We start from the raw sequence: 22640 nt of genomic DNA, 5'->3' as shown, positions 1-22640 counted from the left end.
CATGCACATCCTGTTCATTCTCAAGGACTTCAAATCGGGTGGCGGCGTCGAGCGCGTCCAGCAACGGTTGTCCGAGCAGTTTCTCAAGGATGGCCAGCGCGTGAGTTTTTTCGTCATGAACGGTGACACGCCGGACACCGAGGGTGTGCAAACGCTCGCCAGCGGCAGCGGTGCCGGCATCGTCGGCCTGCTCAAGTCCATTGTGCTGTTGCGCCGGCTCATTCACCGAGAGGGCGTTACCCACCTCATTTCCGCCAAGGAGCAGGCCAATCTCTGCACCTGGTTCGCCACCCTGGGCCGTCCTTGCAAAGTCATCTATAGCCGCCACGCAGCACTGGATTGCACTGAACAGAAAACCGGCCCTTCAAGCCTGCGCCTGCTCTATTCGTTGTACCTCTGCGGCAGCGGCAAGGTGGTCACGGTCTCCATAGCCTTGCGCCAGTCCCTCGTCGACTGGATGCCCTGGGGTCGGCAACGGATCCGCTATTGCCCCAACGCCGTCGTCACCGAACAACTGCTTCAAGCCGCCCAAGCGCCGCTGCCCGCGGATTTACCCCGCGACTATTGGTTGAGCGTGGGCCGACTGGTGGAACCTAAAGGGTTTCATCTGTTGCTGGATGCCTACGCCCTGGCGTTGCGCAGCGAAGCATTGCCGGACCTGGCGATCGTCGGTGACGGTCCCTTGCTCGACGCACTGACCACTCAGGCAAGCCGACTGGGCATCACGCACCGGGTGCATTTCACCGGTTTCATGAGCAACCCCTATCCGCTGCTGAAGCACGCACGGCTGTTCATTCTGAGCTCCGTGCAGGAAGGCATGCCGACCGTCCTGATCGAAGCGCTGGCACTGGGTACGCCTGTGCTGGCATGCGACTGCGAGACCGGGCCCAGGGAATTGCTGGACAACGGTCGACTGGGTCAACTGGTCGCCGTCAACGATGTACCGGCGTTGGCGCGGGGAATGCTTCAAAGCCTGGCGGCACAGAGCGGCGTTGCACCCAGCGCAAAAATGCTCAGTGACGCCATCCATCCGTACACCAGCCAGTACGCCGCGCAAGCGTATTACCAGGTATGGAACCAATGAAAAAGTTGCTGATTATCCTGCATGACCTCAGCGCAGGCGGGGCTGAAAAAATGATGACGCGCCTCGCCGGTGCCCTGGTCGACGCAGGCAATGACGTGACATTGCTGATGCTCACCGGCGGCGGCTTCCATGCGGCGAACCTCGACCCGCGCGTCAAGAAAGTCGAATTGCAAAGCCAGCGCACCGCCCGTGCGGTGCCGGCCCTCGCGCAATTTCTGCGCGCCAATCGCTTCGACGCACAACTGGCGGCCCTCACTCACGTCAACGTGGTGGCCATCATCGCCGCCTCACTGTCAGGGACACTGGCAAGGCTGCACGTCAGCGAACGCAACACGTTTTCCCATGACAAGCACGTCAACCAAGGCTTCATGGTGCGGCTGGCGTATCGGGTGGCACCGCTGTTGTATCGGCTCATCCCCAATCCGGTGATCTGCGTCTCGCGAGGCGTCGCCCAGGACCTGGTCGACACCACCCTTGCACGTCTGAAGGACGTGACCATTGCCGACAATCCGGTCCTCGACGACGACTTTCGCGACAAGCCGCCGGGGCGGCCTAGCCACCGCTGGTTGCTGCAAAAGTCCAGCCCGGTGATTGTCGCCGTGGGGCGCCTCGCCCCGCAAAAAGGCTTTGATACCTTGATCAACGCCTTCGCGAGGTTGCCCGACGCCAACGTTCGCCTGGTCATTTTTGGCGAAGGCGCGCTCAGGGCGCAGTTGCTTGAGCAGGCACGCACGCTGGGCGTGGCCGACCGGTTCGACGTGCCAGGCTACACCCGCGATCCAATGGCAGAAGTGGCCGCGGCCGACTGCTTTGTACTGTCGTCACGTTTCGAGGGCAGCCCCAATGCGCTGGTAGAGGCCTTGTCCACTGGCACCCCGGTGGTGTCGACCCGCTGCCCCCATGGCCCGCAAGACATTCTCATCGGTGGCCTCGTCGCGCCGCTGGTGGCCGTCGACGACCCAAGCGCATTGGCGCAGGCCATCGCCCTGCAACTCTCGACACCGCGAGACCTGCAACGCCAGTCCCGCATCGATGCCGCCGCGCGTTTCATGAATGCCAGCGCGGTAGAAACCTACCTCGCCGCGTTGCTCCGGAGGCCATCGCCATGAGCACGCTGGAAATCAGATATTCCACGCTACGCGACGCCTTCACGTTGTTCGGCGTGCTGTTCTACATCCAGGTGATTACGTTTGTCCTCAGTCTGGGTGGCGCCTCCAGCTTCGGCGACATCGATAAAGACCTCGAAGGCAACGTCGCCAACCAGATCTGCGGTCTCATCACACTGCTGGTGCCCTTGTTCTTCTTCATCCGCAACAAGGTGTTCCTCAGCAAAACCTTTTACCGCAGCAACTTCTTTCTGCTGATGTTCATGCTCTGTGTCATCGCATCGATCGGCTGGTCCCACGACCCGATGCTGAGTTTCAAGCGGATTATCGCGATGCTCAGCGTGGTGTTTTTTGCCGGCTTCATTGCCTACAACTACCCCCTTGAAAAAATCACCTTCATGCTCGGCTGTGCCATCGGCGTGGCTGCGTTGATCGGGTTGATGCTCGCCGTGGTCATGCCTGACGTCGCGTTCTTGTCCGGTGGCATTCGCGACGGCGCATTCAAGGGGGTTTTCGCCGAAAAGAACGCTGGGGCAAGGCTCAACGCAATCGCCATCCTGCTGTTGCTGCCGATGATCCGCCAACGCAACCGCTGGGCCCTGTTCTGCTCGTTTTTTTCGCTGATCGCGATCTTGCTCGCCCAGTCGGCGACCGGCGTGGCATTGATCATTTCCGGTACGGTGAGCTACTGGTATTTCCTCACCCTGATCCGCTTGCGTATCAACCGCTCGCAGTGGCTGTTCTTCGGTTGCACGCTGGTGTTTCTGCTGGCTTGCCTGTTGCTGTACAGCCACGTTGCGTGGCTGGTGGAGATCGCCGGTCGCGATCCGTCGCTCACTGACCGCACGTTGATCTGGGAGCTGCTCGCGCCGTTTGTCGATCAACAATGGTTCAAGGGTTACGGCTTCGGTGCCTTCTGGGCCAGCCCCGATGCCACTGCTTTCATCCATCGCTGGGGCTACATCGGCAACGCCCACAGCGGCTACGTGGAGACCCTGCTCAACGGCGGCGCTATCCAGTTGACTGCGCTGGCGTTGCTGCTGGGCGAAGCGCTGCTCAAACAATACCGCGCCGTGACGGCGAACCAGGCGGCACGGTTTCGCGCCAGCGCCCTGGTCATCATCGGCCTGTTCGTCGTCACCAATTATGTGGCGTACGTGATTCCCAACTATCGCTCCGCCGAGTTCCTGGTGTTCTGCACTTTGGCCCTGTCCTTTCGGCATCACCACGCGACATTCCCCGAGTTATCACCGACAGCCCTGCGTCAGCGTCCGTCTGGCGAGGGTTTAGCGCGCGATTCAGCCCAGGCGTGACAAAAGGAGAAACACCCGTGCCCAAACAAGCCTCCCCTTTAGCGCACTCAGTGTGCGTCGTGATCCCGATGTACAACGGAGCCGGCAGCATCGAGCAAACGCTGGCGTCCCTGGTCGGGCAGACCCGACTGCCCGATCACGTCATCGTCATCGACGATGGTTCCACCGATGACGGACCACAACGGGTCAGAGACTTCGTGGCGCCGTTCCGCTTGACGCTGTTGCAACAAGCCAACGAAGGCCAGGCCAGTGCCCGCAACCACGGATTGCGGCACAGTGAAGAGACGTTTGTGGCGCTTCTCGATGCCGATGATCAATTTCGTCCGCAAAAGCTCGAGCAGCAATTGGCGCTGTACGACGAACTCACTCGTCAGGGACGGCCGGTGGGGCTGATCGACTGCTACACGCAGGTCAATTACAGCGACGGCAGGCGGCAGCTGGACAACCACCTCAAGAACGGCAGGCATTTCGACGATTTCATCCACGCCAACGTCCTCAATGGCGTATCCACCGCGCTGGTCAAGCGCGAGGTGATCATGCAGTACGGCGGCTTCGATGCCAGCCTGCGTTACTCCGAAGACCGCTTCATGTGGACCCGGATCGCCGAACACTGGGAGGTCCACACGGTGCCGCAGGTGCTGCTGGAGCGCACAGTCAACGGCGGTAACATGACCGCGCAACCGAAAAAGTACTATGCGAACAAAATCAGGTTCATCGACGTGTACCTCGCCCGCTATGGCGCGCAGCTCAGCAAGCAGCAACGGATCGATTTCGTGCTGGGCAACCACACCGATTTTCTCAACGCCTTTTCCCGACGTGGCGAGCATGCCGAGGTGATCGGCGTGTACCGGCGAATGCTGGAGTATTCCTGGCAAACGCTGATCTTCGCCAACGGCAAACCGACCTTGCGCTACCTCTATGCCTGCGCCCGAACCCTGCGCAAGGCAACGGCATCAACCACCGCTCATTGAACCGGTATCCGCCATGGCCAATCACCGTCTGGTGACATTGATCTGGATCTTCACCGAGAAATTCGGCCTGATCTTCCTGTCGATGATTACCTTTGTCGCGTATGCCAGGCTGCTGTCGCCTGCAGAGTTGGGTGTGGGCACAGTCATCATCGCCATCGTCGAGTTGATCGGCCTGGTGTATTCGTCGGTTTTGGAAGACCCGCTGGTACGACTCGAACGCTTAGAGGACAAACACATCACCACGGCGTTCTGGGCAGCGGTGCTCGTCAGCCTGATGTCCATCGTCCTCATCTCGGGCGCAGCGATGCTGTACACGCCCGATCCGGTGCTGCAATGGATGACGGCGGTGGCCTCAGTGAAAATCCTGTTCACCATGATGGCGCGGGTCTATGTGGCGCAAATGCGCCGCAGCGGTAACTTCAGGATGCTGGCGTCACGCACGTTGCTGGGCAAGGTGTGTGGTGGTGTCGGCGGCATCGCTGTCGCGCTGTGGGGGTTGGGGGCCTGGGCGGTCGTTGCCCAGGCACTGATCATGGAGTTCGTCTCCATCATCGTATTGATGCGCTCAGATCCGCGACGCATTGCCTTTCATATCGACGGCCCGGTCTTGCGCGAACTGTTGAAGTCCGGAGCGCCGGTTGCCGTCAACGCGCTGAGTTCGCAAGCGCTGCAACGCGGGGTCAATGTGGTCCTGGGCATGACGGCCGGCACCAACGCGGTGGGCATGTTCAACATGGCGATGCGCATCATCGATCTGCCGCGTACGGCGATCTACCACGGTCTGATCAGTTATGCGCTGCCGGTGTTTGCCCGGCGTAGCGAAGATCCATCACGGTTGCGCGCGATCATCAGCGATTCGACCGCCGTCAGCGGCTTCCTGCTGACGCCTCTGTTCATCGGCATCGCACTCACGGCGCACGACGTGATCCTGTTGATCTTCGGCGCCAAATGGACCGAGGCCATTCCCCTGCTGCAAGTGCTGGCGTGCACCGCCGCCATCGGCAATACCGCCATGTATGCCACGACCGCGCTGATCGCCGTCAATCGCAGCCACCTGACCATCAAGGCCGAAGTGGCAACCACGGTACTGTCACTGGCGCTGGTTTACAGCTTCGGCAGTCTTTATGGCGGCATGGCGGCCGCCCTCGCTCTGCTGGCGAGGATGCTGATCATCACGCCGCTGCAAATCCGCGGACTCAACACGGCCATCGGTTATGGCTGGCACCGGTCCTTCGACGCCAATTACCGCAGCGTGATTGCCTCGCTCGTCATGGCAGCAACCGTCCTGATGGTCGCTCCCCGAATGGGTTTTCAAGGCTATCTGAACCTGATTTGCACCATCGGTATTGGCGCCCTGAGCTATGCCGTGGCGTACAGCGTATTGCACCCGCGCTGGCCGCAAGAATTCAAAACGGTTTTCACCACCCGCTGAATTCCCCCTGAGACAGGAACACCTCACCATGCCTAAAACCACGCTTATTACTGGCGGGGCCGGCTACATCGGTTCCCATACTGCCCTGGCGCTTATCAATGCCGGGCACTCTGTGCTGGTGCTCGACAACCTGTGCAACAGCTGTCGAGAGTGCATCGCGCGTCTTGAGCTGCTGACCCACACCCGGGTCGATTTCATCAATGGCGACATTGGCGACTCGATCTTGCTCGACAAGATTTTCAGCCGTTACGACGTCGATGCCGTGGTGCATTTTGCGAGCCTCAAATCCGTCGAAGAAAGCATTCGCAAGCCTTTGGACTATTACGCCAACAACGTCGCCGGGACACTCAATCTTTGCCGGGCGATGGTGCGTCATGAAGTGTTCAACCTGGTGTTCAGCTCCTCGGCGACGGTGTACGGCGACCCTGCGCAAATCCCGATCCTGGAAGACATCGGCACCGGCAAACCGGTCAATCCCTATGGCCGCACCAAACTCATGATCGAGGAATTGCTCACCGACCTGTGCCACGCGGATCCACGCTGGAGCATTGCCTTGTTGCGCTACTTCAATCCGATCGGCGCCCACGAAAGCGGAATGATCGGCGAAGACCCCAGCGGCCGCCCCGCCAATTTGCTGCCGTGCCTGACCCAGGTTGCGATCGGACGGATTCCCGAACTCACGGTGTACGGCTGCGACTATCCCACCGTGGACGGAACCTGCGTGCGCGATTACATCCATGTGGTCGACCTTGCCATCGGCCACCTCAAGGCGCTGGAGGTATTGCAGGGCAAAGGGGGCATCAACGCCTGGAACCTGGGCACCGGCATCGGCTACAGCGTGCTGCAGATTATCCAGAGTTTCGAGGACATTACCGGCATCACCATCCCCTACCGCTTCGCCCCGCGACGTGCCGGTGACATCGCCAAATGCTGGGCGGACCCGAGCAAGGCAGGACGTGAGCTGGGCTGGAGCGCGCAACGCGACCTGGAACAGATGATCGTCGATACCTGGCGGTGGCAGTCGCGCAATCCGCAGGGGTATCAGTCGTCCCTCGACATACCGGCCCTGATGACGGCGAAGTAATGCAGATGCTCAGCAATTATCTGCTGGTGCTGCTGTGGTCGGTTTCACTGGCTGGCACGGCGGCGCAAGCACCCTCCCGTCCGCCGGCCAGCGGCCTGGTGCTATGGCTCGACGCGGCCGACGCATCAACCATGACCGTCGATGCACAGGACCGTGTGCAGTACTGGCGCGACAAATCCGGCCAGTCCAACGACGCCACGGCAGACGATGCCGCCTTGGGACCGAAGCAGGTGGCGAACGCCCTGAACGGTCAATCGGTGGTGCGTTTCAGTGGCGTTTCGGGGTTTCTGGGCAAAAACATCCGCAGCGCAAAAGGCCCGGTCACGGTGTTGCTCGTATCCCTTCGGCCAGCAGAAGCCAACGTTGATCCCTGGCAGCGGCTGTTCAGTTCGCGACCGCAAATCGCCAAAAACGATAACGTGTTGCCGAATTTCGCCATCAGCCTGCGACAGACCACCGCGTATGCGCCGACCATTTCCGTGCTGGAGCTTTTCGATGTACCGATCGGTCCGTATGCCGTCGGGCGCAACGTGGTCGGCAAGGCCGAAAACTTCCGCGGCGACATCGCCGAAGTGCTGGTCTACGACCGTCCGTTTGCCTCCCTCGCCGAGCGGCAACAGGCGTTTGAGTACCTGGCGGACAAATGGTCCATTGTCGTTCCCGGACCGGCTCACACCTGGACCCGTGTCGGACCGCTGGGCGCGTTGCCGGTCCATACCAACCCCAACCTGCCGCTGTCCGATCAGGCCAATGCCGGCCAGTGGACACTCGACACCAACCTGTCCGACGACTTCAACGGCACCACCCTCGATCCTGTACGTTGGCACGTCAACAATGCCGAAGGGAACGAATCGCTCGGACGCAAACCGGCGCTGTTCAAGCCGGACAATGCCAGCGTCAAGAATGGCAACTTGAACATCGTCTTCCGCAAGGAAACCTTGCCGCAGAAGTACGTCAAGCTCGGCTTCAAGGACTACTCCTCGGCGATGGTTCGCACCCATTCGCGTGGGCTCTTCGGGTATTACGAGGCGCGCGCCAAACCCATGGACTCGGCAGGCTCCAGCGCATTCTGGCTCGCGTGGACGGGCATGGCTGACAATGCCACCGAAATCGACATCTTCGAGATTGGCGGCAAGACCAAAAACGCTGCCCTCGACCGTTTTTACAACATGAATGCCCACCTGTGGGCCACGCCGCAAAGCACCGAACATATCGCCGATGGCAGCACCTGGGTCAGTCCATGGCGCCTGGCGGACAGCTTCCATATCTACGGCTTCGACTGGCAGCCCGACACCCTGCGCTGGTACGTCGATGGCGTACTGGTCAGGGAATCGAAGAACAGCCATTTCTTCTTCCCGATGCAGATCGTCTTTGACAGTGAGGCCATGTGGCAGTGGTTCGGCGTGGTGGACGATGCTGACTTGCCCTCTACCTTCAGCGTCGACTACGTCAAGGTGTGGCAAGGCAGTCGATAGCCTCTACACCAAATCGACAACCGCCCGGGTCAAATCTCTATCGGCAGATGGTCAGTTTTTCAGTCAGCGCTAACACGTCTGGAGCGCATTAAAATGATCAAACGCCGGCTGAAAGAACTGGATTTGCTGCGCTTCCTGGCGGCTATCGCAGTCGTGTTTTTTCACTATGCCTTTCGCGGGTATGCAAAGGGCGACATGTCGACAATGCCTTACCCGCTATTGGCTGAGCCTGCCAAATACGGTTACTTGGGTGTCGAACTGTTTTTCATGATCAGCGGATTCGTCATTCTGATGACTGCTTCAAGCAATAATCTCAAAGTATTTTTCATCTCCCGCGTTGTTCGTATCTGCCCGGCTTTCTGGGTGTGCTGCACCCTCACTTTTCTAATCACACTTGCCATCGGACAACCACGGTATACAGCAAACCTTTATCAATACATCGCGAACATGACACTCCTTAGCGACGTGATGGGTGTCCCGCCGATAGACGGCGTTTACTGGTCTCTGTTTGCAGAAATAAAATTTTACCTGATGATATCCATTGTATTGGGCTTCAAGAAAATAGAAAAAATAGAGACCTATCTCGTGCTTTGGCTACTGGTATCTGCCATAACAGAAGCACTCATATTAGAAAAGATGCGCTCGATATTAGTTACCGATTACGCTGCCTATTTCATAGCGGGTGCAACGTTCTACATGATATGGGCCAAGGGCATCACGAAAACACGAATTCTCCTGTTGGCAGGTGCATTGGCATTGGCCTGCTACACATCAATCGTATGGGCCGAACTGCTCGAAACGAAATATGCAACTGAATTCAGCCCTCTGATCATATGCAGCAGTATTATTCTGTTTTTCATAACGTTTTTCTTGATCGCAACCAACAAAACGGCAGCCATAGGGGCATTGAACTGGACTGCACTAGGAGCGTTAACCTACCCACTTTACCTATTACATCAAATGATCGGCTTTATGATCTTTAACATTGCTTATCCCGCTGTGAACCCGCACCTGTTGCTTTGGGGCACTATCGCCTTAATGATAGGTGCGTCCTATTTGATCCACAAAAAAATAGAAACACCCATTGCCAGATTCATGAAAAAACTTCTTTCATTATCCTTCAAGCGTGTTGAGGCTGATTAGCCCACCTAGAATCGACTGCGGCAAGGTCCGGCAGGCGGCAGCAGAGCGGTGCCCACTGACGCCTCCCGACACCCTTAAATCATCGGCGAACTGCTCACCACGCGCAGTGCCAACCCTTCATAGGCATCCAGCGTAATGGTGAAGTCGCCCTCAGACGTGAGATCGCCTTCGACGCGCTCGTTGATGATGTCGACCACTGGCCCCGGTGCGATATTGGGCAGGTGCAAGGTCTCGGTGATCGGCGTCGAACCGAAGTTCAGTGCGGTGATTTGCGTGCCTTTGCCGGCCGGCAATTCGTGGACCATGACCAGCAGCCCGGAGTGCTGGACATCTGGGATCAGGATCTGACGACTGGCGGCGATATCGTAGGCGCGGCGCGCGGCGAGGATTTTTTTAAGTTGCGAGACGAACGAATCCGGATCATTCAATTGGCTGGGCAGGCTGCCGTACAAGGTCTTCGGACGCGGCATTTGCCCCGCCGACAGCGGCGCGTCCGGATTGAGATCCACCAGATCGTAGGCCCCGCGATGAATCCAGCGGGTGTCGCCGTCGCCCATCAAGTGCTCAACCTGCTCGGCCGGCAACGGCAGCGCGCCGACCAGGTCCCAGCCGGACAGCGCAAACACCCCCGGTTGCATGGCGTTGTACATCACCAACAGCAAATGGACCTGGCGAATCTGCTGGATATCCGCCGCTGTGATCGCGTCGAGATCACGAATCCCCAACGCCGCCGTGATGATGCTGGCGGTGGTGCAAGACACGCCGTTGGTGACGAATTTCAAGTTGTAAGGCGCGTGCTCGCCCGCCAGACGCTCGTACATCTGCTCGCGAATGTGTTCACGCAAGATGCTGCCCGGAAAGGTCTGCCCTTGATAGAGGTAGGTGTCATGGGCGTGCAGCGTCCAGAAATGCACCAGTTCCAGGGTCAGTTCGTCGTGGTTTTGCAAGGCATGGATCAGCGAACCGGGGTCGATGCCGAGGGTATGCATCTGTCGCAGCATCAAGCGCAGGAACTCGGTATCGCCCATCAGCAACGCGTGCTGATAGGCCGGTCGGGTGATGAAGTCATACGAGAGGTCGGCGCCGCCGTGGGACATGCTGGCGATGTCGTCGACGGTCAGGTTGAGCTCCTGAAAACTGAAACCGCCGGCCTTGCGGATCGCCCCGCCCAGCAACTGGTTACCGGTAATCGATAACGGGTGGCTTTCAGACCAGGCCGTGCCGTCGAGTTTGCGCTCCACGCCGAGGAATCCGTTGGCGTCCAGACGCAGGATTTTCGCACCCATGACGTCAATGGCGTGCAGGGCATCGCCGATGATCATCTGCTGCGCGGCGAAGGTCGGGTCCAGCCAGTTCAGTGACGGCTGCCCTTCCTTGAAGTAATGCAGATAGACCCAGCGCCGCGGCTTGCCATCGACGCCGATCACGATCGGTGTCGCGCTCCAGTCGGTTTCCTTGACCCCCGGCTCGAAGAAGATCACCCGCTGCAACTGGCCGACGATGTAGTGCTTGTCCCGGAGCACGTCGACCTGCAGCGGACTGAGATTTTGCGCATCACGGCCGTCGGCGATGTCCGGCAGCAACGGCCAGTCCTCTTCGCGGATTTCGACCATGTGGTAGAGACCCGGATAGTCTTCATAGGCCATCTCGGCCAAGCGGAAATCCGCGCCTTTGCCGGTATGCGAAGGGATCACGTCATCGATGATCACCGCGTTGTGCGCGGCGGCCATGCGCACCAGTGCCTGAAGATGCGCCTCGGTGCCCAGTTGCGGGTCGATCTCGAAACTGATGCGGTCAAAATTGCCGTCAATGGTCGGCGTACGTTGGGTGCCCGTCAGGCCGCCAGACATTTTCAGCGGGCCGTTATGAATGCCCTGGATGCCGATTCTCGACAGGGCATGCCACAAGGTTTCATCGCCCAACGCCTCGAGCACGCTGCCGTCTTCGCGGGTGACGATGGATGCCGGGTAGGCGGTGAACCACACCGACGCCAGGGCTGAAGCATCACGGGGCCGGGTATGGGCATAAGGCTGTTGCCACAGCCGACCTTGCCCCGAGTAGAGCTTGGCGCGCTGCCTGGCGGCATGCAGCATCGATTGTTCAACCAGCCAGGTCACATGATTTTTGTCAGCCGCAGTCATAAAAACAGTCACCTGTTGTCGTGGGTAAATTTGCGCTCGGCCATCCCATGCGTACCTGCACCGGTGGACCCGTCCTTTGCATATGAGGCCCTGAGGCGGCATTCGTTGCATTGAGGCTTGAGGATCCAGAACGCGCGCCCTGTGTTTTGCTTCGAATTACGCCACCGCGCGCTCACCTTTCAGGGCTGGCAACGCGATGACGAGCGCCAGGCCAATCAACCCTGCCGCTACCGCAAAGGTGATTGCCATGCCATGGGCGATCGCTTCTGGCGCTGCATTGGTGATGTCGGTCGCCGATGAAGCCAGCGCAAACACTGCGCCCATGACCGAGGCACCGGTGATGAGCCCGAGGTTGCGCGACAGGCTGAGCAGGCCGGCAATGACGCCTCGCTGATCCGGGCTGACGCCGGCCATGATCAACGTGTTGTTGGCCGCCTGAAACAGCGCATAACTGGCGGTGATCACAGCGATGGGCACGAGGTAGCCGAGGACACCGACACGCGTCGGAATAATTGACAGAACACAGGCGCCGAATGCCATTGCGACGAGCCCGAAAACGCTCATGCGTTGCGCGCCAAAACGGTCCACCCAGCGGCCGGCGGGTACGCCAGTCAACGCGGCAACCAGCGGGCCGGCTGACAACGTGAGCCCGACCAGCGCTGCATTCAACCCGAGCGCGCCCGAGAGATAGAACGGCCCGACCACCAGCGTCGACATCATCACCGTCGAGACCAGCGTGCTCATGGCCAGGCTCGCGCTCAACCCCCGATCACGCAACAGCGCCAGTTTTATCAGCGGCGATGCAACCGTCGCCTCGATGAACAGGAAAACCCCGGTTCCGGCAACCGCGATCACCAGCAACACGAGGTTGAACGAACCCCAGACACCTTCGCCCAACGTCATTGCCAGCGCATACGCGCCGAGTATCAGCGCCAGAACCAACGTGCCTGCAACGTCAAAACCACTGCGCTGAGCCTTCGGCGTTGGGCGATCGGCGGGCAAATAGAGGTACGCGAGCACACCGTTCAAAACACCCAGCGGCAGGTTAACCAGAAAAATCGCCTGCCAGCCGAAGCCGGAGATCAACACGCCACCGAGCGATGGCCCCAGCGTGGTGCCGATCGCCGACATCGTGCCAAGCAATCCCATGGCGCTGCCGGTCTGCGCTTTCGGCACCGTCTCACCGACAAACGCCACGGTGAGCGCCAACATGATCGCTGCCCCGAAGCCTTGCACCGCCCGAGCGGCGACCAGCCACCCCAGCGACGGCGCCAGGCCACACGCCAGCGAAGCCAAGGTGAAAATGGCGATGCCAAACAGCAGCAAGCGGCGTCGACCGACGATGTCGCCCAAACGTCCAACGCTGACGATCAACGTCGTTATCGCGAGCAGATACGCCAGGACGATCCACTGCACTTCCTGAAAGGACGCGTCGAGTGCCTGGGACAAGGTCGGCAAGCCTGCATTGGCGATGCTGGTGTCGAGGGAAGGCATCAACATCGACAGCGAAAGGCTGGCGAGTGCCCAGCGGACCGAGCCGGATTGCGTGTTGAGTTTCATGGTTTGGCCACTTAGGGAAAGTTGACCTTCAGCGTATGCTCGCGTCTGCCATGGCGGAAGACGCACCACTTGCACTTGATACCTGCACACGACGCCATGTCATCACCCAGCCGTGCTAACGTTGAAGCATGACGACTCCCGACCTGAATCTGCTGATCACCCTCGATGCGCTGCTCGCCGAAGGCAGTGTTGCGCGGGCTGCCCAACGATTGCGGCTGAGCCCGTCGGCGATGAGTCGGGCGCTGGCACGATTGCGTGAAACGACCGGCGATCCACTGCTGGTCCGCGCCGGACGCGGCCTGGTGCCGACACCCCGAGCCCTGGAGTTGCGCGAACACGTCAGCCAATTGGTGCAACAAGCCGAAGCGGTGCTGCGCCCCACCGAGCAACTCGACCTCAAGCAACTCGTGCGAACCTTCACGCTGCGCACCAGCGACGGCTTTGTCGAAAACTTCGGGCCGGCGCTGATTGCTCGCCTCGGCGAAGAAGCCCCCGGCGTGCGGCTGCACTTTTTGCAGAAACTGAACCAGGACAGCACGCTGCTGCGTGACGGGACGGTCGATCTGGAGACCGGCGTTGTCGCGGACACCACCAGCCCGGAAGTGCGCACCCGCGCGTTGTACCAGGACCGTTTCATCGGCGTCGTACGCCCGGGGCATCCGCTGAGCAAGGGCAAGATCACGCCCGCCCGGTATGCGTCCGGCCGGCATGTCCTGGTCTCGCGGCGTGGACGGGATCAAGGACCGATGGATGACGCCTTGAAACCACTTGGGCTGGCGCGGGAGATCGTCACCATCGTCGGCGGCTTCTCCGCCGCCTTGGCGCTGGCCCGGGCCTCGGACCTGATCGCCACGGTGCCCGAACGCCACACCCACAATCTGCGTGCCGGCCTGCACAGTTTCCCCCTTCCGGTCGCCACGCCAGTGATCACCATCTCAATGCTCTGGCACCCACGAATGGACGCCGATGCCGCGCACCAGTGGTTGCGCGGATGTATTCGGGAGGTGTGTGCGGGGCCTCTGAATTAGCGCTTATTGGATGCTTTTGCACTTTGTGGGAGCGGCCAGGTTGGCGAACCGGGACTAGACTCAATCCGTTGCTTCGGGCCACACCGGTCGGGCCAGCGATCTGGATATGAGGGAACGTCATGAGCGACAAAGCCGATTTGCGTAAGTACTCCTCTCAAGTGGTCGATGGCGTGGAGCGCGCGCCCGGCCGTTCCATGCTGCGTGCCGTGGGCTTCACGGATGAAGACTTCAAAAAGCCGCAGATCGGCATCGCCTCGACGTGGGCCATGGTCACGCCATGCAACATGCACATCGACAAGCTCGCCGTTGAAGCGGAAAAAGGCGCAAATGCCGCGGGCGCCAAGGGCGTTATTTTCAACACCATCACCATTTCCGACGGCATCGCCAACGGCACCGAAGGCATGAAGTATTCGCTGGTGTCGCGGGAGGTGATCGCCGATTCCATCGAGGTGGTGGCCGGTTGCGAAGGCTTTGACGGCCTGGTAACCGTGGGCGGTTGTGACAAGAACATGCCCGGCTGCCTGATCGGCATGGCCCGGCTGAATCGCCCGTCGATCTTCGTCTACGGCGGCACCATCCGCCCGGGCGCTGGTCACACCGACATCATTTCCGTGTTCGAGGCCGTGGGTCAGCACGCTCGCGGCGATATCAGCGAGATTCAGGTCAAGCAGATCGAGGAAGTGGCGATTCCCGGTCCCGGCTCCTGCGGCGGCATGTACACGGCCAACACCATGGCCTCGGCCATTGAGGCGTTGGGCATGAGCCTGCCCGGTTCCAGTTCCCAGGACGCCGTCGGCAGCGATAAGGCATCAGACAGCTTCCGCGCCGGTCAGCAGGTGATGGAACTGCTCAAACTGGACCTCAAACCGCGCGACATCATGACTCGCAAAGCCTTCGAGAACGCCATCCGCGTGGTGATCGCCCTCGCCGGCTCGACCAACGCCGTGCTGCACCTTTTAGCCATGGCGCATGCGGTGGATGTCGAGCTGACGCTGGATGATTTCGTCGAGCTGGGCAAAGTGTCCCCGGTGGTCGCCGACCTACGCCCCAGCGGCAAATACATGATGAGCGAGCTGGTCGCCATCGGCGGTATCCAGCCGCTGATGAAACGCATGCTCACCGCCGGCATGCTGCACGGCGATGTGCTGACGGTGACCGGCAAGACCCTGGCAGAAAACCTGGAAAACGTGCCCGACTACCCCGAAGGTCAGGACGTAATTCTGCCGTTCGATCAGCCGGTCAAAAAGGACTCCCATTTAGTGGTGCTGCGCGGCAACCTTTCACCGACGGGCGCGGTGGCCAAGATCACCGGCAAGGAGGGTTTGCGCTTTGAAGGCACGGCGCGCGTTTATCACGGTGAAGAAGGTGCGTTGGCAGGGATTCTCAATGGCGAAGTCAAAGCCGGCGACGTCATCGTCATTCGCTACGAAGGGCCCAAGGGTGGACCCGGCATGCGCGAAATGCTCTCGCCCACCTCGGCGGTCATGGGCAAAGGGCTGGGCAAGGAAGTCGCGCTGATCACCGACGGCCGTTTCTCCGGTGGCTCCCATGGTTTTGTGGTGGGGCATATCACGCCGGAGGCCTTTGAGGGCGGACCGATTGCGCTGATTGAAGATGGCGACAGGATCACCATCGACGCTGAAACCCGGCAGATTACGGTCGATGTCTCCGACGCCGAACTGGCCGAGCGCAAGACCCGCTGGGTGCGCCCGGAATCCAGGTACAAACGCGGGGTGCTGGCCAAGTATGCGAAGACCGTGTCTAGCGCCTCAGAGGGTGCGGTTACGGATAAATACCTTTAGGGGATGGGTGCAGGGCTTGGGATTCTGTGTTGTCTGACCTGACCCATTCGCGAGCAAGCCCGCTCCCACACTTGAACTTCGTCGAACACAAATTCTGTGCTCAATGAAGATCTAAATGTGGGAGCGGGCTTGCTCGCGAAGAGGCCTTCAAAATCACCGAAAATCAATTGATCAGTACGCAAGCCTCAAAGCCGAAACCGATCCACCGACTGCGACAGCTTGCCAGCCAAAGTCGACAGCTCATCAGTCGTCGAAGCCGTCTGGCCAATAACCTTACTGTTGCCTTCCGACATCCCCGCAATCATGTCCACCTGATGGGCGATTTCGTTACTAGCCAGACTCTGTTCACCGATCGTGCGGGTAATGTCATTCACCAGCTCAGTGGTATTGAGCGTGGCTTCGAGAATTTCGCGGATGGCGCGCTCGACGTCGGCGGTCACGGCCATGCCTTTGTCGACCTGCGCAACGCCTGCCTCCATGCTGGTCACCGCCTCGCGGGTGCTTTGCTGGATGCGCGAGACCATGCTGGCAATTTCCTGCGTGGAGGCACTGGTGCGTCCCGCCAGGCTGCGGACTTCGTCGGCCACCACGGCAAAACCACGGCCCTGTTCACCGGCGCGAGCGGCCTCGATGGCGGCGTTGAGTGCCAGCAGGTTGGTTTGATCGGCGATACCCTTGATCACCTGAATGATGCTGAAAATTCCCTCGGACTCCTTGTCCAGCGTGCGGATCACCTGGGCCGATTGCTGCGCCGAACGCGCAATACCGTCCATGTCGTTGACCACCTGATGAATCACGCGACCGCCATCCTTGGCCAGTGCCTCGGCCTGGTTGGCCATGTTCAATGCGCGCTCCGCGTGGCGGGTGATTTCCTCGATACTCGCAGTCATTTCACTCGCGGCGGCGGCCATGGTGCTGGCCGCGACGCTTTGCTGTTGGCTGCTGTCGGCGACCTGATGGCAGCCGCTGCTCAACTGCACGCTCATGCCACTCACGCCATGCGCATTGCTGCGCACCACCTCGATCATGCCGCGCAGGTCACGCTGCATGGTCGCCAGACTGCGGATCAATGCGCTGGCTTCGTCCTTGTGGGTCGGTTCGACGATAGGTTCGCTCAGGTTGCCATGAGCGATGCTTTGGGCAATGCGGCTGGCGGTCTGCAACGGCCCCATGATGCTCGAAATCACCCAGCGTCCCTGGATGAGCAGCAATAACAGGCTGGCGATAAGCACGACACCCAGCGTGAAATTCGCGCTGCTGATAGCCTGCTCGGTGCCTTGGCTGGTCTGCTGGGTGTTGGTTTCGATCAGTTCGCTGAGGGCCGCCATCTGGTCCTCCAGTTGGCTGAACGCGGTATTGAACGTGCCGAGTTCCTTTTGTGCCGAATCCGGATTTTCCAGCGCCAGCTCGACAATGCGCTCGGCCGCACTGATGTAGGTATCGAGGCTCGGCTTGACCTTGTTCAGGCCCGCCTTGATGGTGTCGTTGACCGGCAGCTTGAGGTTTTCACCCAGCACTTCACGAAAATGCGCCGCATGCTCCTCAATGGAACTGCGCACCTCGGCTTTGCTGCTGGTACTTTTGCCCAGCCCGACCACCATCGCGGACAGCACATCGGCGCGCAATGCGTCGTGCATCATGTCGGCTTCGAGGTGATTGCGCAGCGCGGTCATGCTGACCTCGTTGTCATTCACTGCTTCAGCCATCCGGGTGTTTCCCACGTAACTGACCAGGCTCACGATCAATGCAGTGAGCAAGCTCGTACCAATCAGCAGTAGCAAGCGTAATTTTATAGACATGGGGTAGCCCTCTCGGTACGTCACTTTTATGAACACGTTATCGGCTGCGTCGGCCGTTTTTTAAGCCTGGCGCCGGACTTTCGGTGTTTTGCGACATGCGGTAGGTTCTACCTGGGATCTTGATTCCGTGCGGTCTTTTTCTGGGCGCTGCAGTCATGGCCAAACCTTGCGCAAGACCGCTAAAGTAGCGCGACGAAAATCAGGAACTCCATGAACATGGACGAGCTTCACCAAGGCAGCTGCCTATGCGGCGCCGTTAAATATCGTGTATCCACCGAGCTGAAAGCCGTCACCCATTGCCATTGCAAACAATGCCAAAAGAGCCATGGAGCGGCCTTCGCGACGTATGCGAGCGCTCCCCGGTCGGCGGTTTCTGTCACTGCGAGAGCAGCAGCACTCAAGGGTTACGAATCGTCCAAAGGCGTCACGCGCCAGTTCTGTTCCAACTGCGGCTCTTCGCTTTTCTGGTCTGATTCGAAGGGGGCGTTTTCGGAGTGGGTTTCGATAGCGATCGGTACGTTGGATTCGCCTTTCCTGGCGTTGAAGCACAAACACTCTTTTATTGAATCGAAAGCCTGTTGGTACGAGTAGATGCAGTAAAGGATTAGCGCTTGCGTGCCAGACGCTGCTGCCAATTGCCACCATTGGCACGCTGGCATTGCTCTTCAGAATCGAACTGCACATGGGCCGAGACTTGGCTGACGAGCACCTCCGCTTCGCTTAACGCGATAGCCGTCAGCTCGACCATGCGCTCGCCCTGCCCGCTCGCCAACGCCTGATCCTTGCTGGCTTGGGTGTCGAAGACCCAGACAACCCTCAGGCTGGAAGGAAATTCGTCGTAATCGACTTCGTGGGTCAGCCATTCAAATCCGACGATTTGCGCTTTGGCCGTTTCGCACGCCTCGGTCAGGGTGGCAACCAGGCGACGCTCGATGCGTGCCTGATCGCGTTTGCTTAAACCCATGGGGAATCCTTGTGATTGTCTCAATTCTTTGACCGCTCTCAATCGTGCACGCCTTCGGGCACTCGATGTTCCCTGCAAATCAAGTTGATTTCGCCGGATTCCAGGTGTTCCTGAGTCAGTCCACAAAAGGCCCCGCCCGCCACTGTCTGATGGAAGCGGCAGCTTCGGCAAAGCCCGAAGCTCGGTACATTTTCCCCTTGCTGAATATTCCTCAACAGCTCCAGCAGCAGCCCTTCCAGATCCTCTGAACGAGCGCCCAGTCGCTTGGCGGCAGCGACCAGAAAATCCGGAGGCATCACTTCGCCCAGCAGGGCTCTGGCCGGCGCGGTCAGTTCCAGGTGCACGCTGCGTTTGTCCTTGGCGTCCGGGGTTTTGATCAGCAGTCCATTGGTTTCCAGCGCCTTGAGCGATTGCGACACGGTGCCCTTGGTCAGCCCCAAGTACTCGGTCACCGCCAACGGCGTGTTGGAGTAACGATTGCAGCGGCCCAGATACATCAGCGCGCTCAATTGAATTGGCTGCAGATCCGTCAGCTTAGGGTGTTCGCGAAACCAGACGCGCGTCAGGCTCGACAGTCTTTCCAGCAGATCGAACAACACGGGGGAATTTCCAGATAAGAGTGTTGATAATAGTATCGGATAAAAACCATATTGACAAAATCCAGTCTTGCCCTAGGCTTTTCGGTATCGATTCGAAACCAAATTGAAACACGCTCAGAATGGAGGTAATCATGAAATCAGTACTGGCACTGGCCATCAGTACGCTTCTGGTAACGCCGGCATGGGCCCACGATTCGGCAGGGATCAGCAGTGAGAAGAGCAAGACTGACGCCGCGTTCGATCTTGTCCATACCCGTGTCTTCAAGGAAGGCAACAACCTTGTGTTCGAACAATTGGTCGACGGCAAGGCCGGTAGTCGGGTGCCGGTGGCTAAAGGCGCTTTCGCAGGTGCGGACGTTTATAGCTACGTCTGGCCGACCAGTCTGGACAGCGCAGCCGTCGGGTTTGAGGCGAAGTCAGGCATTCTTGCCCTGGCACTGACCTTGCACCCGGACTTCGACGACACCCCGCAACTGGACGAAAACAAGGACGGCAAGAAGGACAACGATGGCGGCCTCTGGCACTCCCACTGGGTAGTTCTGACCAAAGATGAAAGCTGCGGGCCTGGTGGTCTGAAAGTTCGCGACATCCCCAAAGATGCCAAGCCCAAGCTGCCGGCGACCTGGCCTGGCGCGCCAATCTACATCGACTCCCCCGGCTACGACCTGAGCGTCGAGAAAAACGCCGCGAACATTCGCGTGCCGCTGGCAGCCGTGGGCTTCCCGGAAAGCTTCAACTACGACGGCGTCACCGCGGCCCTGAAGGTCAATGCCGATCTGCACAACCCACTGCTTTGCGTGAGCAGCGTCTATGACATTGCCTCGGGCGACCTGTCTCTGCCCGGCACCTGGAAACTGAAGGAGAGCAAATGATGAGCGTTAAAGTGTTTGATACCCATGTGCGTACCAAAGATGGCCGCTACCTGCATTTCGATGTATTGATCGACAGCAACGACCCTGATCTGGCGAAGTCGTACGCCCGCCGTTTCCTTGATGAACAGGGCATTCAGGACGAAGACATTTCCCAGAATGAATGCCGCTTCTGCCATGTTGAACCGACGAATCCGGTCGTCGCTGAGGCGATCAGCAAACAAGGTCACTTCATCCTCAAACTGCAAGGTTGCCAGGAGTAACGAGATGAACGCGTATCAGCCTTTGAACTGCGATCTGCACGACTATCTGGAGATCGCTTGCCTGCGCGGTTATCGACTGGATATCGAGTTGAACGACGGCGCACGCCTGATCGCCAAAGCGCTGACGACGCGAACCTCCAGCGACAAGGAAGAGTTTCTATGCCTTGAAACGGCTGACGGCCCTCAGGAAATCCGTTTGGATCAACTGCTGGCTGTCACGCCACTGGACGCCGGCGCGGAGTTTGGGCGGGTGTTGTTCCAGGGTGCGGTTTGCAGTTTTTGAGCTTCCATATGGGTGTTTCAATACAGCACGGACCCAGCATCGCGCATGAAAATTTCGATGGTCTTGGGCCCTACCCCTTCGAACTCCGCCAAGCGCTTTTCGAACGCTTGGCGGTTTTCACTGGCGCGCTGAATGTTTCCGATCTTCCCGGCGTATTCATCGTGCAGCTTGGCGCTCAGCTTTAGCAATCGCTGGGCCGTCGTCTCGTCATAGCGCACGTAATGGGCTTCGCCCAACATGCCGACCAGTTGACGATGGGTGCAGTGCCCAAGCTTGAGCGCACTGTCTCGAGTATGTTTTCCAACGATAACTCGATACGCCTGCGCGGCGATTTCCGCCTGAATCCGCTTGCCCATCAGAAAACTGGCGATGAACCATTTGAACAGGGCAACTTCATCGTCTTGCTGCAAATCGATGCCCAAGTCCGTGGCGCTGATGGTTTTGTTCATGCTGTTACCCGGTTCAATCAGCCGCTCCCCTTTTCCAGCGCTCGGTGGTAGTCCTCACCCGAAATGGCGCGCAGATACGCTTGATCCGCCTCAACCCTGAGGTCGCGCCACTCTTGCCAACTCACTATGCCCAAGCGATCCATCTCGTCTGACTGACGAATCAGTTCCTCGTGATAGGCGTCGGGACACTCCATGCGCAGCCTCAAGTCATCCAGCACGAGGTGCCAGGTGTTGAGCGCACGCAGTTTGTGCTCTTGCGCCGGAGTCAGCAGATTGGCAAACGAGTGCATGGCAACGCCCCCCGAAAGTTCTTTCAGAATGGATCAATCCATCGTGAATCCGGTTCAGGTACACCGACCAAAGGCAGGGTTTTCAATGCAGCACCGCCGCCGCAACCGATCATTGGAACTTTGTAGCAGCTGTAGAGCAGCGCGAGGCGCAAGGCTCCGCTCCGTAACTAAACGCCCTTGTACGAGGAGTTCTTACCCATTGGGCGGTACGTGATGGTGCCTTTTAGCCTGGAGTAGTTCAGGACGACGTACCGATGAGCATCTATGGCTCCTCGATGACCTTGTCGGGATCTGCGAAGAAAGGGCAACGTCGAGCAGTTGAACTAACAACTGACAACCAAGGCGGGATAATCAGCGACACTTCTCCCATAACAAGGAGTCCACCATGCACAAGTACACACTGCGTTACCTGTTCAAAGGCGAGCCCCGCACACACTTGTTCGAACTGAAGCAGCCGCAGCTATCCGTCCATGAGGCGGCGATGCACTTGCTGCAGCTGCATTTTGGGGATGGAGAGAACAGCCTGATCATGCCCACTGCGGACGCGACGCCGGAGGAAATCTTAAAGCAGGCGGAGCTGATAGGGTTGACGCAGATTGAGGTCGTTGATCAGTCCCGTTGAGCCGACCTCCCCGGCATGCCACGCTCCCAGCGTTTTGGGGGTCGATCACCCATTATGCGAGCGACGCCGATTACCTGTGGGAGCGTGGCCCCGGGCGGCGTTCCGACGAAGAGGCCCGAACAAACAACCCAAATCCCGATGACTCCCCTGTTACGAGCCCGACTTTTTCGACCAGCGGCCAACCCGCCCCACGGTCTTAAGGAATCTCTCTAATCAGGCAGTCTCAGACGCTCAACGCAACTTCGCCCGCCGACATTTGAGCACGCTCATAAATACCTGCTTACAATTTAGCCAATCATATTACCCGGTCGTGTACTACGGAGTGTTACGTTGAGCGCCTTTTCGGGCCATGAGATGCCAACG

At 59.2% G+C, this 22640-nt stretch carries 22 protein-coding genes and 1 pseudogene; 15 read left to right on the top strand and 8 right to left on the bottom strand.

The window, feature by feature from the left end; translation table 11 throughout:
- Position 1: 1 nt before the first annotated feature.
- The 8 genes from ACYZTM_RS27575 (at position 2) to ACYZTM_RS27540 (ending at position 9608) form a co-directional block, all read left to right on the top strand.
- Positions 2 to 1084: a glycosyltransferase gene (locus tag ACYZTM_RS27575; protein WP_131061704.1), complete on the top strand. Its 1083-nt coding sequence runs from the start codon at positions 2 to 4 to the stop codon at positions 1082 to 1084.
- Entirely contained in the window at positions 1081 to 2193 is a 1113-nt protein-coding gene (locus tag ACYZTM_RS27570; protein WP_461985732.1) for a glycosyltransferase, read from the top strand. The genes ACYZTM_RS27575 and ACYZTM_RS27570 overlap by 4 nt, the downstream gene beginning before the upstream one ends.
- Complete coding sequence (locus tag ACYZTM_RS27565) at positions 2190 to 3503, top strand: O-antigen ligase family protein (RefSeq protein ID WP_461985731.1); 1314 nt, start codon at positions 2190 to 2192, stop codon at positions 3501 to 3503. Before ACYZTM_RS27570 ends, ACYZTM_RS27565 begins: the two co-directional genes overlap by 4 nt.
- A 17-nt stretch (positions 3504 to 3520) precedes the next feature.
- The gene (locus ACYZTM_RS27560) at positions 3521 to 4474 is read left to right on the top strand and encodes a glycosyltransferase family 2 protein (protein ID WP_461985730.1); all 954 of its coding nucleotides are present in this window, start codon (positions 3521 to 3523) and stop codon (positions 4472 to 4474) included.
- 13 nt (positions 4475 to 4487) lie between these two features.
- Complete coding sequence (locus ACYZTM_RS27555) at positions 4488 to 5906, top strand: oligosaccharide flippase family protein (RefSeq protein WP_461985727.1); 1419 nt, start codon at positions 4488 to 4490, stop codon at positions 5904 to 5906.
- A 28-nt stretch (positions 5907 to 5934) separates the two neighbouring features.
- Positions 5935 to 6990, top strand: coding sequence for a UDP-glucose 4-epimerase GalE (gene galE / locus ACYZTM_RS27550; RefSeq protein ID WP_131061709.1), 1056 nt, complete (start codon positions 5935 to 5937; stop codon positions 6988 to 6990).
- Complete coding sequence (locus tag ACYZTM_RS27545) at positions 6990 to 8465, top strand: family 16 glycosylhydrolase (protein WP_461985725.1); 1476 nt, start codon at positions 6990 to 6992, stop codon at positions 8463 to 8465. The genes galE and ACYZTM_RS27545 overlap by 1 nt, the downstream gene beginning before the upstream one ends.
- 93 nt (positions 8466 to 8558) lie before the next feature.
- Positions 8559 to 9608, top strand: coding sequence for an acyltransferase family protein (locus ACYZTM_RS27540; RefSeq protein ID WP_131061711.1), 1050 nt, complete (start codon positions 8559 to 8561; stop codon positions 9606 to 9608).
- A 74-nt stretch (positions 9609 to 9682) separates the two neighbouring features.
- Here the strand turns inward: ACYZTM_RS27540 and treS are convergent, their stop codons facing one another.
- Together treS and ACYZTM_RS27530 are read right to left on the bottom strand one after the other, a co-directional pair.
- Entirely contained in the window at positions 9683 to 11749 is a 2067-nt protein-coding gene (treS, locus tag ACYZTM_RS27535; protein ID WP_461985722.1) for a maltose alpha-D-glucosyltransferase, read from the bottom strand.
- Between the two features lie 156 nt (positions 11750 to 11905).
- Positions 11906 to 13309, bottom strand: a complete 1404-nt coding sequence (locus tag ACYZTM_RS27530; protein ID WP_461985720.1) for an MFS transporter — start codon at positions 13307 to 13309, stop codon at positions 11906 to 11908.
- A 128-nt stretch (positions 13310 to 13437) separates the two neighbouring features.
- Between ACYZTM_RS27530 and ACYZTM_RS27525 the strand changes: the two genes are divergently transcribed.
- Both ACYZTM_RS27525 and ilvD read left to right on the top strand, forming a co-directional pair.
- Positions 13438 to 14337, top strand: a complete 900-nt coding sequence (locus ACYZTM_RS27525) for a LysR family transcriptional regulator (protein ID WP_131061714.1) — start codon at positions 13438 to 13440, stop codon at positions 14335 to 14337.
- Positions 14338 to 14456: 119 nt separating this feature from the next.
- Complete coding sequence (ilvD, locus tag ACYZTM_RS27520) at positions 14457 to 16139, top strand: dihydroxy-acid dehydratase (RefSeq protein WP_131061715.1); 1683 nt, start codon at positions 14457 to 14459, stop codon at positions 16137 to 16139.
- A gap of 185 nt (positions 16140 to 16324) precedes the next feature.
- On the opposite strand, the gene ACYZTM_RS27515 is transcribed toward ilvD, so the two are convergent.
- Positions 16325 to 17050 carry a methyl-accepting chemotaxis protein gene (locus ACYZTM_RS27515; RefSeq protein WP_461989239.1) on the bottom strand — a complete coding sequence of 242 codons (726 nt, stop codon included), beginning with the start codon at positions 17048 to 17050 and terminating at the stop codon, positions 16325 to 16327.
- 132 nt (positions 17051 to 17182) lie between these two features.
- A pseudogene (locus ACYZTM_RS27510) lies at positions 17183 to 17938 on the bottom strand (MCP four helix bundle domain-containing protein); the annotation flags it as partial.
- A gap of 216 nt (positions 17939 to 18154) precedes the next feature.
- Here ACYZTM_RS27510 and ACYZTM_RS27505 point away from each other — a divergent pair.
- Positions 18155 to 18529, top strand: coding sequence for a GFA family protein (locus ACYZTM_RS27505; protein WP_131061730.1), 375 nt, complete (start codon positions 18155 to 18157; stop codon positions 18527 to 18529).
- A gap of 13 nt (positions 18530 to 18542) precedes the next feature.
- On the opposite strand, the gene ACYZTM_RS27500 is transcribed toward ACYZTM_RS27505, so the two are convergent.
- A complete protein-coding gene (locus ACYZTM_RS27500) occupies positions 18543 to 18902 on the bottom strand; it encodes a hypothetical protein (protein ID WP_131061717.1) in 360 nt (119 codons plus the stop codon).
- Between the two features lie 38 nt (positions 18903 to 18940).
- Positions 18941 to 19501 (bottom strand): MarR family winged helix-turn-helix transcriptional regulator, encoded by a 561-nt coding sequence (locus ACYZTM_RS27495; protein WP_461985718.1) that lies wholly within the window; start codon positions 19499 to 19501, stop codon positions 18941 to 18943.
- Positions 19502 to 19632: 131 nt separating this feature from the next.
- On the opposite strand from ACYZTM_RS27495, the gene ACYZTM_RS27490 reads away from it, so the two are divergent.
- The 3 genes from ACYZTM_RS27490 to ACYZTM_RS27480 are packed head-to-tail and all read left to right on the top strand — an operon-like array spanning position 19633 to position 20916.
- A complete protein-coding gene (locus ACYZTM_RS27490; protein ID WP_461985716.1) occupies positions 19633 to 20373 on the top strand; it encodes a hypothetical protein in 741 nt (246 codons plus the stop codon).
- Positions 20373 to 20633 (top strand): DUF2024 family protein, encoded by a 261-nt coding sequence (locus ACYZTM_RS27485; RefSeq protein ID WP_461989237.1) that lies wholly within the window; start codon positions 20373 to 20375, stop codon positions 20631 to 20633. Before ACYZTM_RS27490 ends, ACYZTM_RS27485 begins: the two co-directional genes overlap by 1 nt.
- 4 nt (positions 20634 to 20637) lie before the next feature.
- Complete coding sequence (locus tag ACYZTM_RS27480; RefSeq protein WP_461985714.1) at positions 20638 to 20916, top strand: Rho-binding antiterminator; 279 nt, start codon at positions 20638 to 20640, stop codon at positions 20914 to 20916.
- A 17-nt stretch (positions 20917 to 20933) separates the two neighbouring features.
- On the opposite strand, the gene ACYZTM_RS27475 is transcribed toward ACYZTM_RS27480, so the two are convergent.
- Positions 20934 to 21365: a DNA methylase gene (locus ACYZTM_RS27475; RefSeq protein ID WP_461985712.1), complete on the bottom strand. Its 432-nt coding sequence runs from the start codon at positions 21363 to 21365 to the stop codon at positions 20934 to 20936.
- Positions 21366 to 21382: 17 nt separating this feature from the next.
- Entirely contained in the window at positions 21383 to 21655 is a 273-nt protein-coding gene (locus ACYZTM_RS27470) for a hypothetical protein (RefSeq protein WP_131061722.1), read from the bottom strand.
- 385 nt (positions 21656 to 22040) lie between these two features.
- Here ACYZTM_RS27470 and ACYZTM_RS27465 point away from each other — a divergent pair, with 385 nt between their 5' ends.
- Positions 22041 to 22277 carry a hypothetical protein gene (locus tag ACYZTM_RS27465; RefSeq protein ID WP_461985709.1) on the top strand — a complete coding sequence of 79 codons (237 nt, stop codon included), beginning with the start codon at positions 22041 to 22043 and terminating at the stop codon, positions 22275 to 22277.
- Positions 22278 to 22640 lie beyond the last annotated feature (363 nt).

The organism is Pseudomonas sp. MDT2-39-1 (genome assembly GCF_054898085.1).
Note: the sequence above shows the minus strand (reverse complement) of the source record. Positions and strands in the feature narration are given on the sequence as shown.

Bases quoted from the DNA above. Each gene is read 5' to 3' on its own strand.
- ACYZTM_RS27575 (WP_131061704.1), top strand. From the start codon at position 2: ATGCACATCCTGTTCATTCTCAAGGACTTCAAATCGGGTGGCGGCGTC.
- ACYZTM_RS27570 (WP_461985732.1), top strand. From the start codon at position 1,081: ATGAAAAAGTTGCTGATTATCCTGCATGACCTCAGCGCAGGCGGGGCT.
- ACYZTM_RS27565 (WP_461985731.1), top strand. From the start codon at position 2,190: ATGAGCACGCTGGAAATCAGATATTCCACGCTACGCGACGCCTTCACG.
- ACYZTM_RS27555 (WP_461985727.1), top strand. From the start codon at position 4,488: ATGGCCAATCACCGTCTGGTGACATTGATCTGGATCTTCACCGAGAAA.
- galE (WP_131061709.1), top strand. From the start codon at position 5,935: ATGCCTAAAACCACGCTTATTACTGGCGGGGCCGGCTACATCGGTTCC.
- ACYZTM_RS27545 (WP_461985725.1), top strand. From the start codon at position 6,990: ATGCAGATGCTCAGCAATTATCTGCTGGTGCTGCTGTGGTCGGTTTCA.
- ACYZTM_RS27540 (WP_131061711.1), top strand. From the start codon at position 8,559: ATGATCAAACGCCGGCTGAAAGAACTGGATTTGCTGCGCTTCCTGGCG.
- treS (WP_461985722.1), bottom strand. From the start codon at position 11,749: ATGACTGCGGCTGACAAAAATCATGTGACCTGGCTGGTTGAACAATCG.
- ACYZTM_RS27530 (WP_461985720.1), bottom strand. From the start codon at position 13,309: ATGAAACTCAACACGCAATCCGGCTCGGTCCGCTGGGCACTCGCCAGC.
- ACYZTM_RS27525 (WP_131061714.1), top strand. From the start codon at position 13,438: ATGACGACTCCCGACCTGAATCTGCTGATCACCCTCGATGCGCTGCTC.
- ilvD (WP_131061715.1), top strand. From the start codon at position 14,457: ATGAGCGACAAAGCCGATTTGCGTAAGTACTCCTCTCAAGTGGTCGAT.
- ACYZTM_RS27515 (WP_461989239.1), bottom strand. From the start codon at position 17,050: ATGGCCGCCGCCGCGAGTGAAATGACTGCGAGTATCGAGGAAATCACC.
- ACYZTM_RS27505 (WP_131061730.1), top strand. From the start codon at position 18,155: ATGGACGAGCTTCACCAAGGCAGCTGCCTATGCGGCGCCGTTAAATAT.
- ACYZTM_RS27500 (WP_131061717.1), bottom strand. From the start codon at position 18,902: ATGGGTTTAAGCAAACGCGATCAGGCACGCATCGAGCGTCGCCTGGTT.
- ACYZTM_RS27490 (WP_461985716.1), top strand. From the start codon at position 19,633: ATGAAATCAGTACTGGCACTGGCCATCAGTACGCTTCTGGTAACGCCG.
- ACYZTM_RS27485 (WP_461989237.1), top strand. From the start codon at position 20,373: ATGAGCGTTAAAGTGTTTGATACCCATGTGCGTACCAAAGATGGCCGC.
- ACYZTM_RS27480 (WP_461985714.1), top strand. From the start codon at position 20,638: ATGAACGCGTATCAGCCTTTGAACTGCGATCTGCACGACTATCTGGAG.
- ACYZTM_RS27475 (WP_461985712.1), bottom strand. From the start codon at position 21,365: ATGAACAAAACCATCAGCGCCACGGACTTGGGCATCGATTTGCAGCAA.
- ACYZTM_RS27470 (WP_131061722.1), bottom strand. From the start codon at position 21,655: ATGCACTCGTTTGCCAATCTGCTGACTCCGGCGCAAGAGCACAAACTG.
- ACYZTM_RS27465 (WP_461985709.1), top strand. From the start codon at position 22,041: ATGCACAAGTACACACTGCGTTACCTGTTCAAAGGCGAGCCCCGCACA.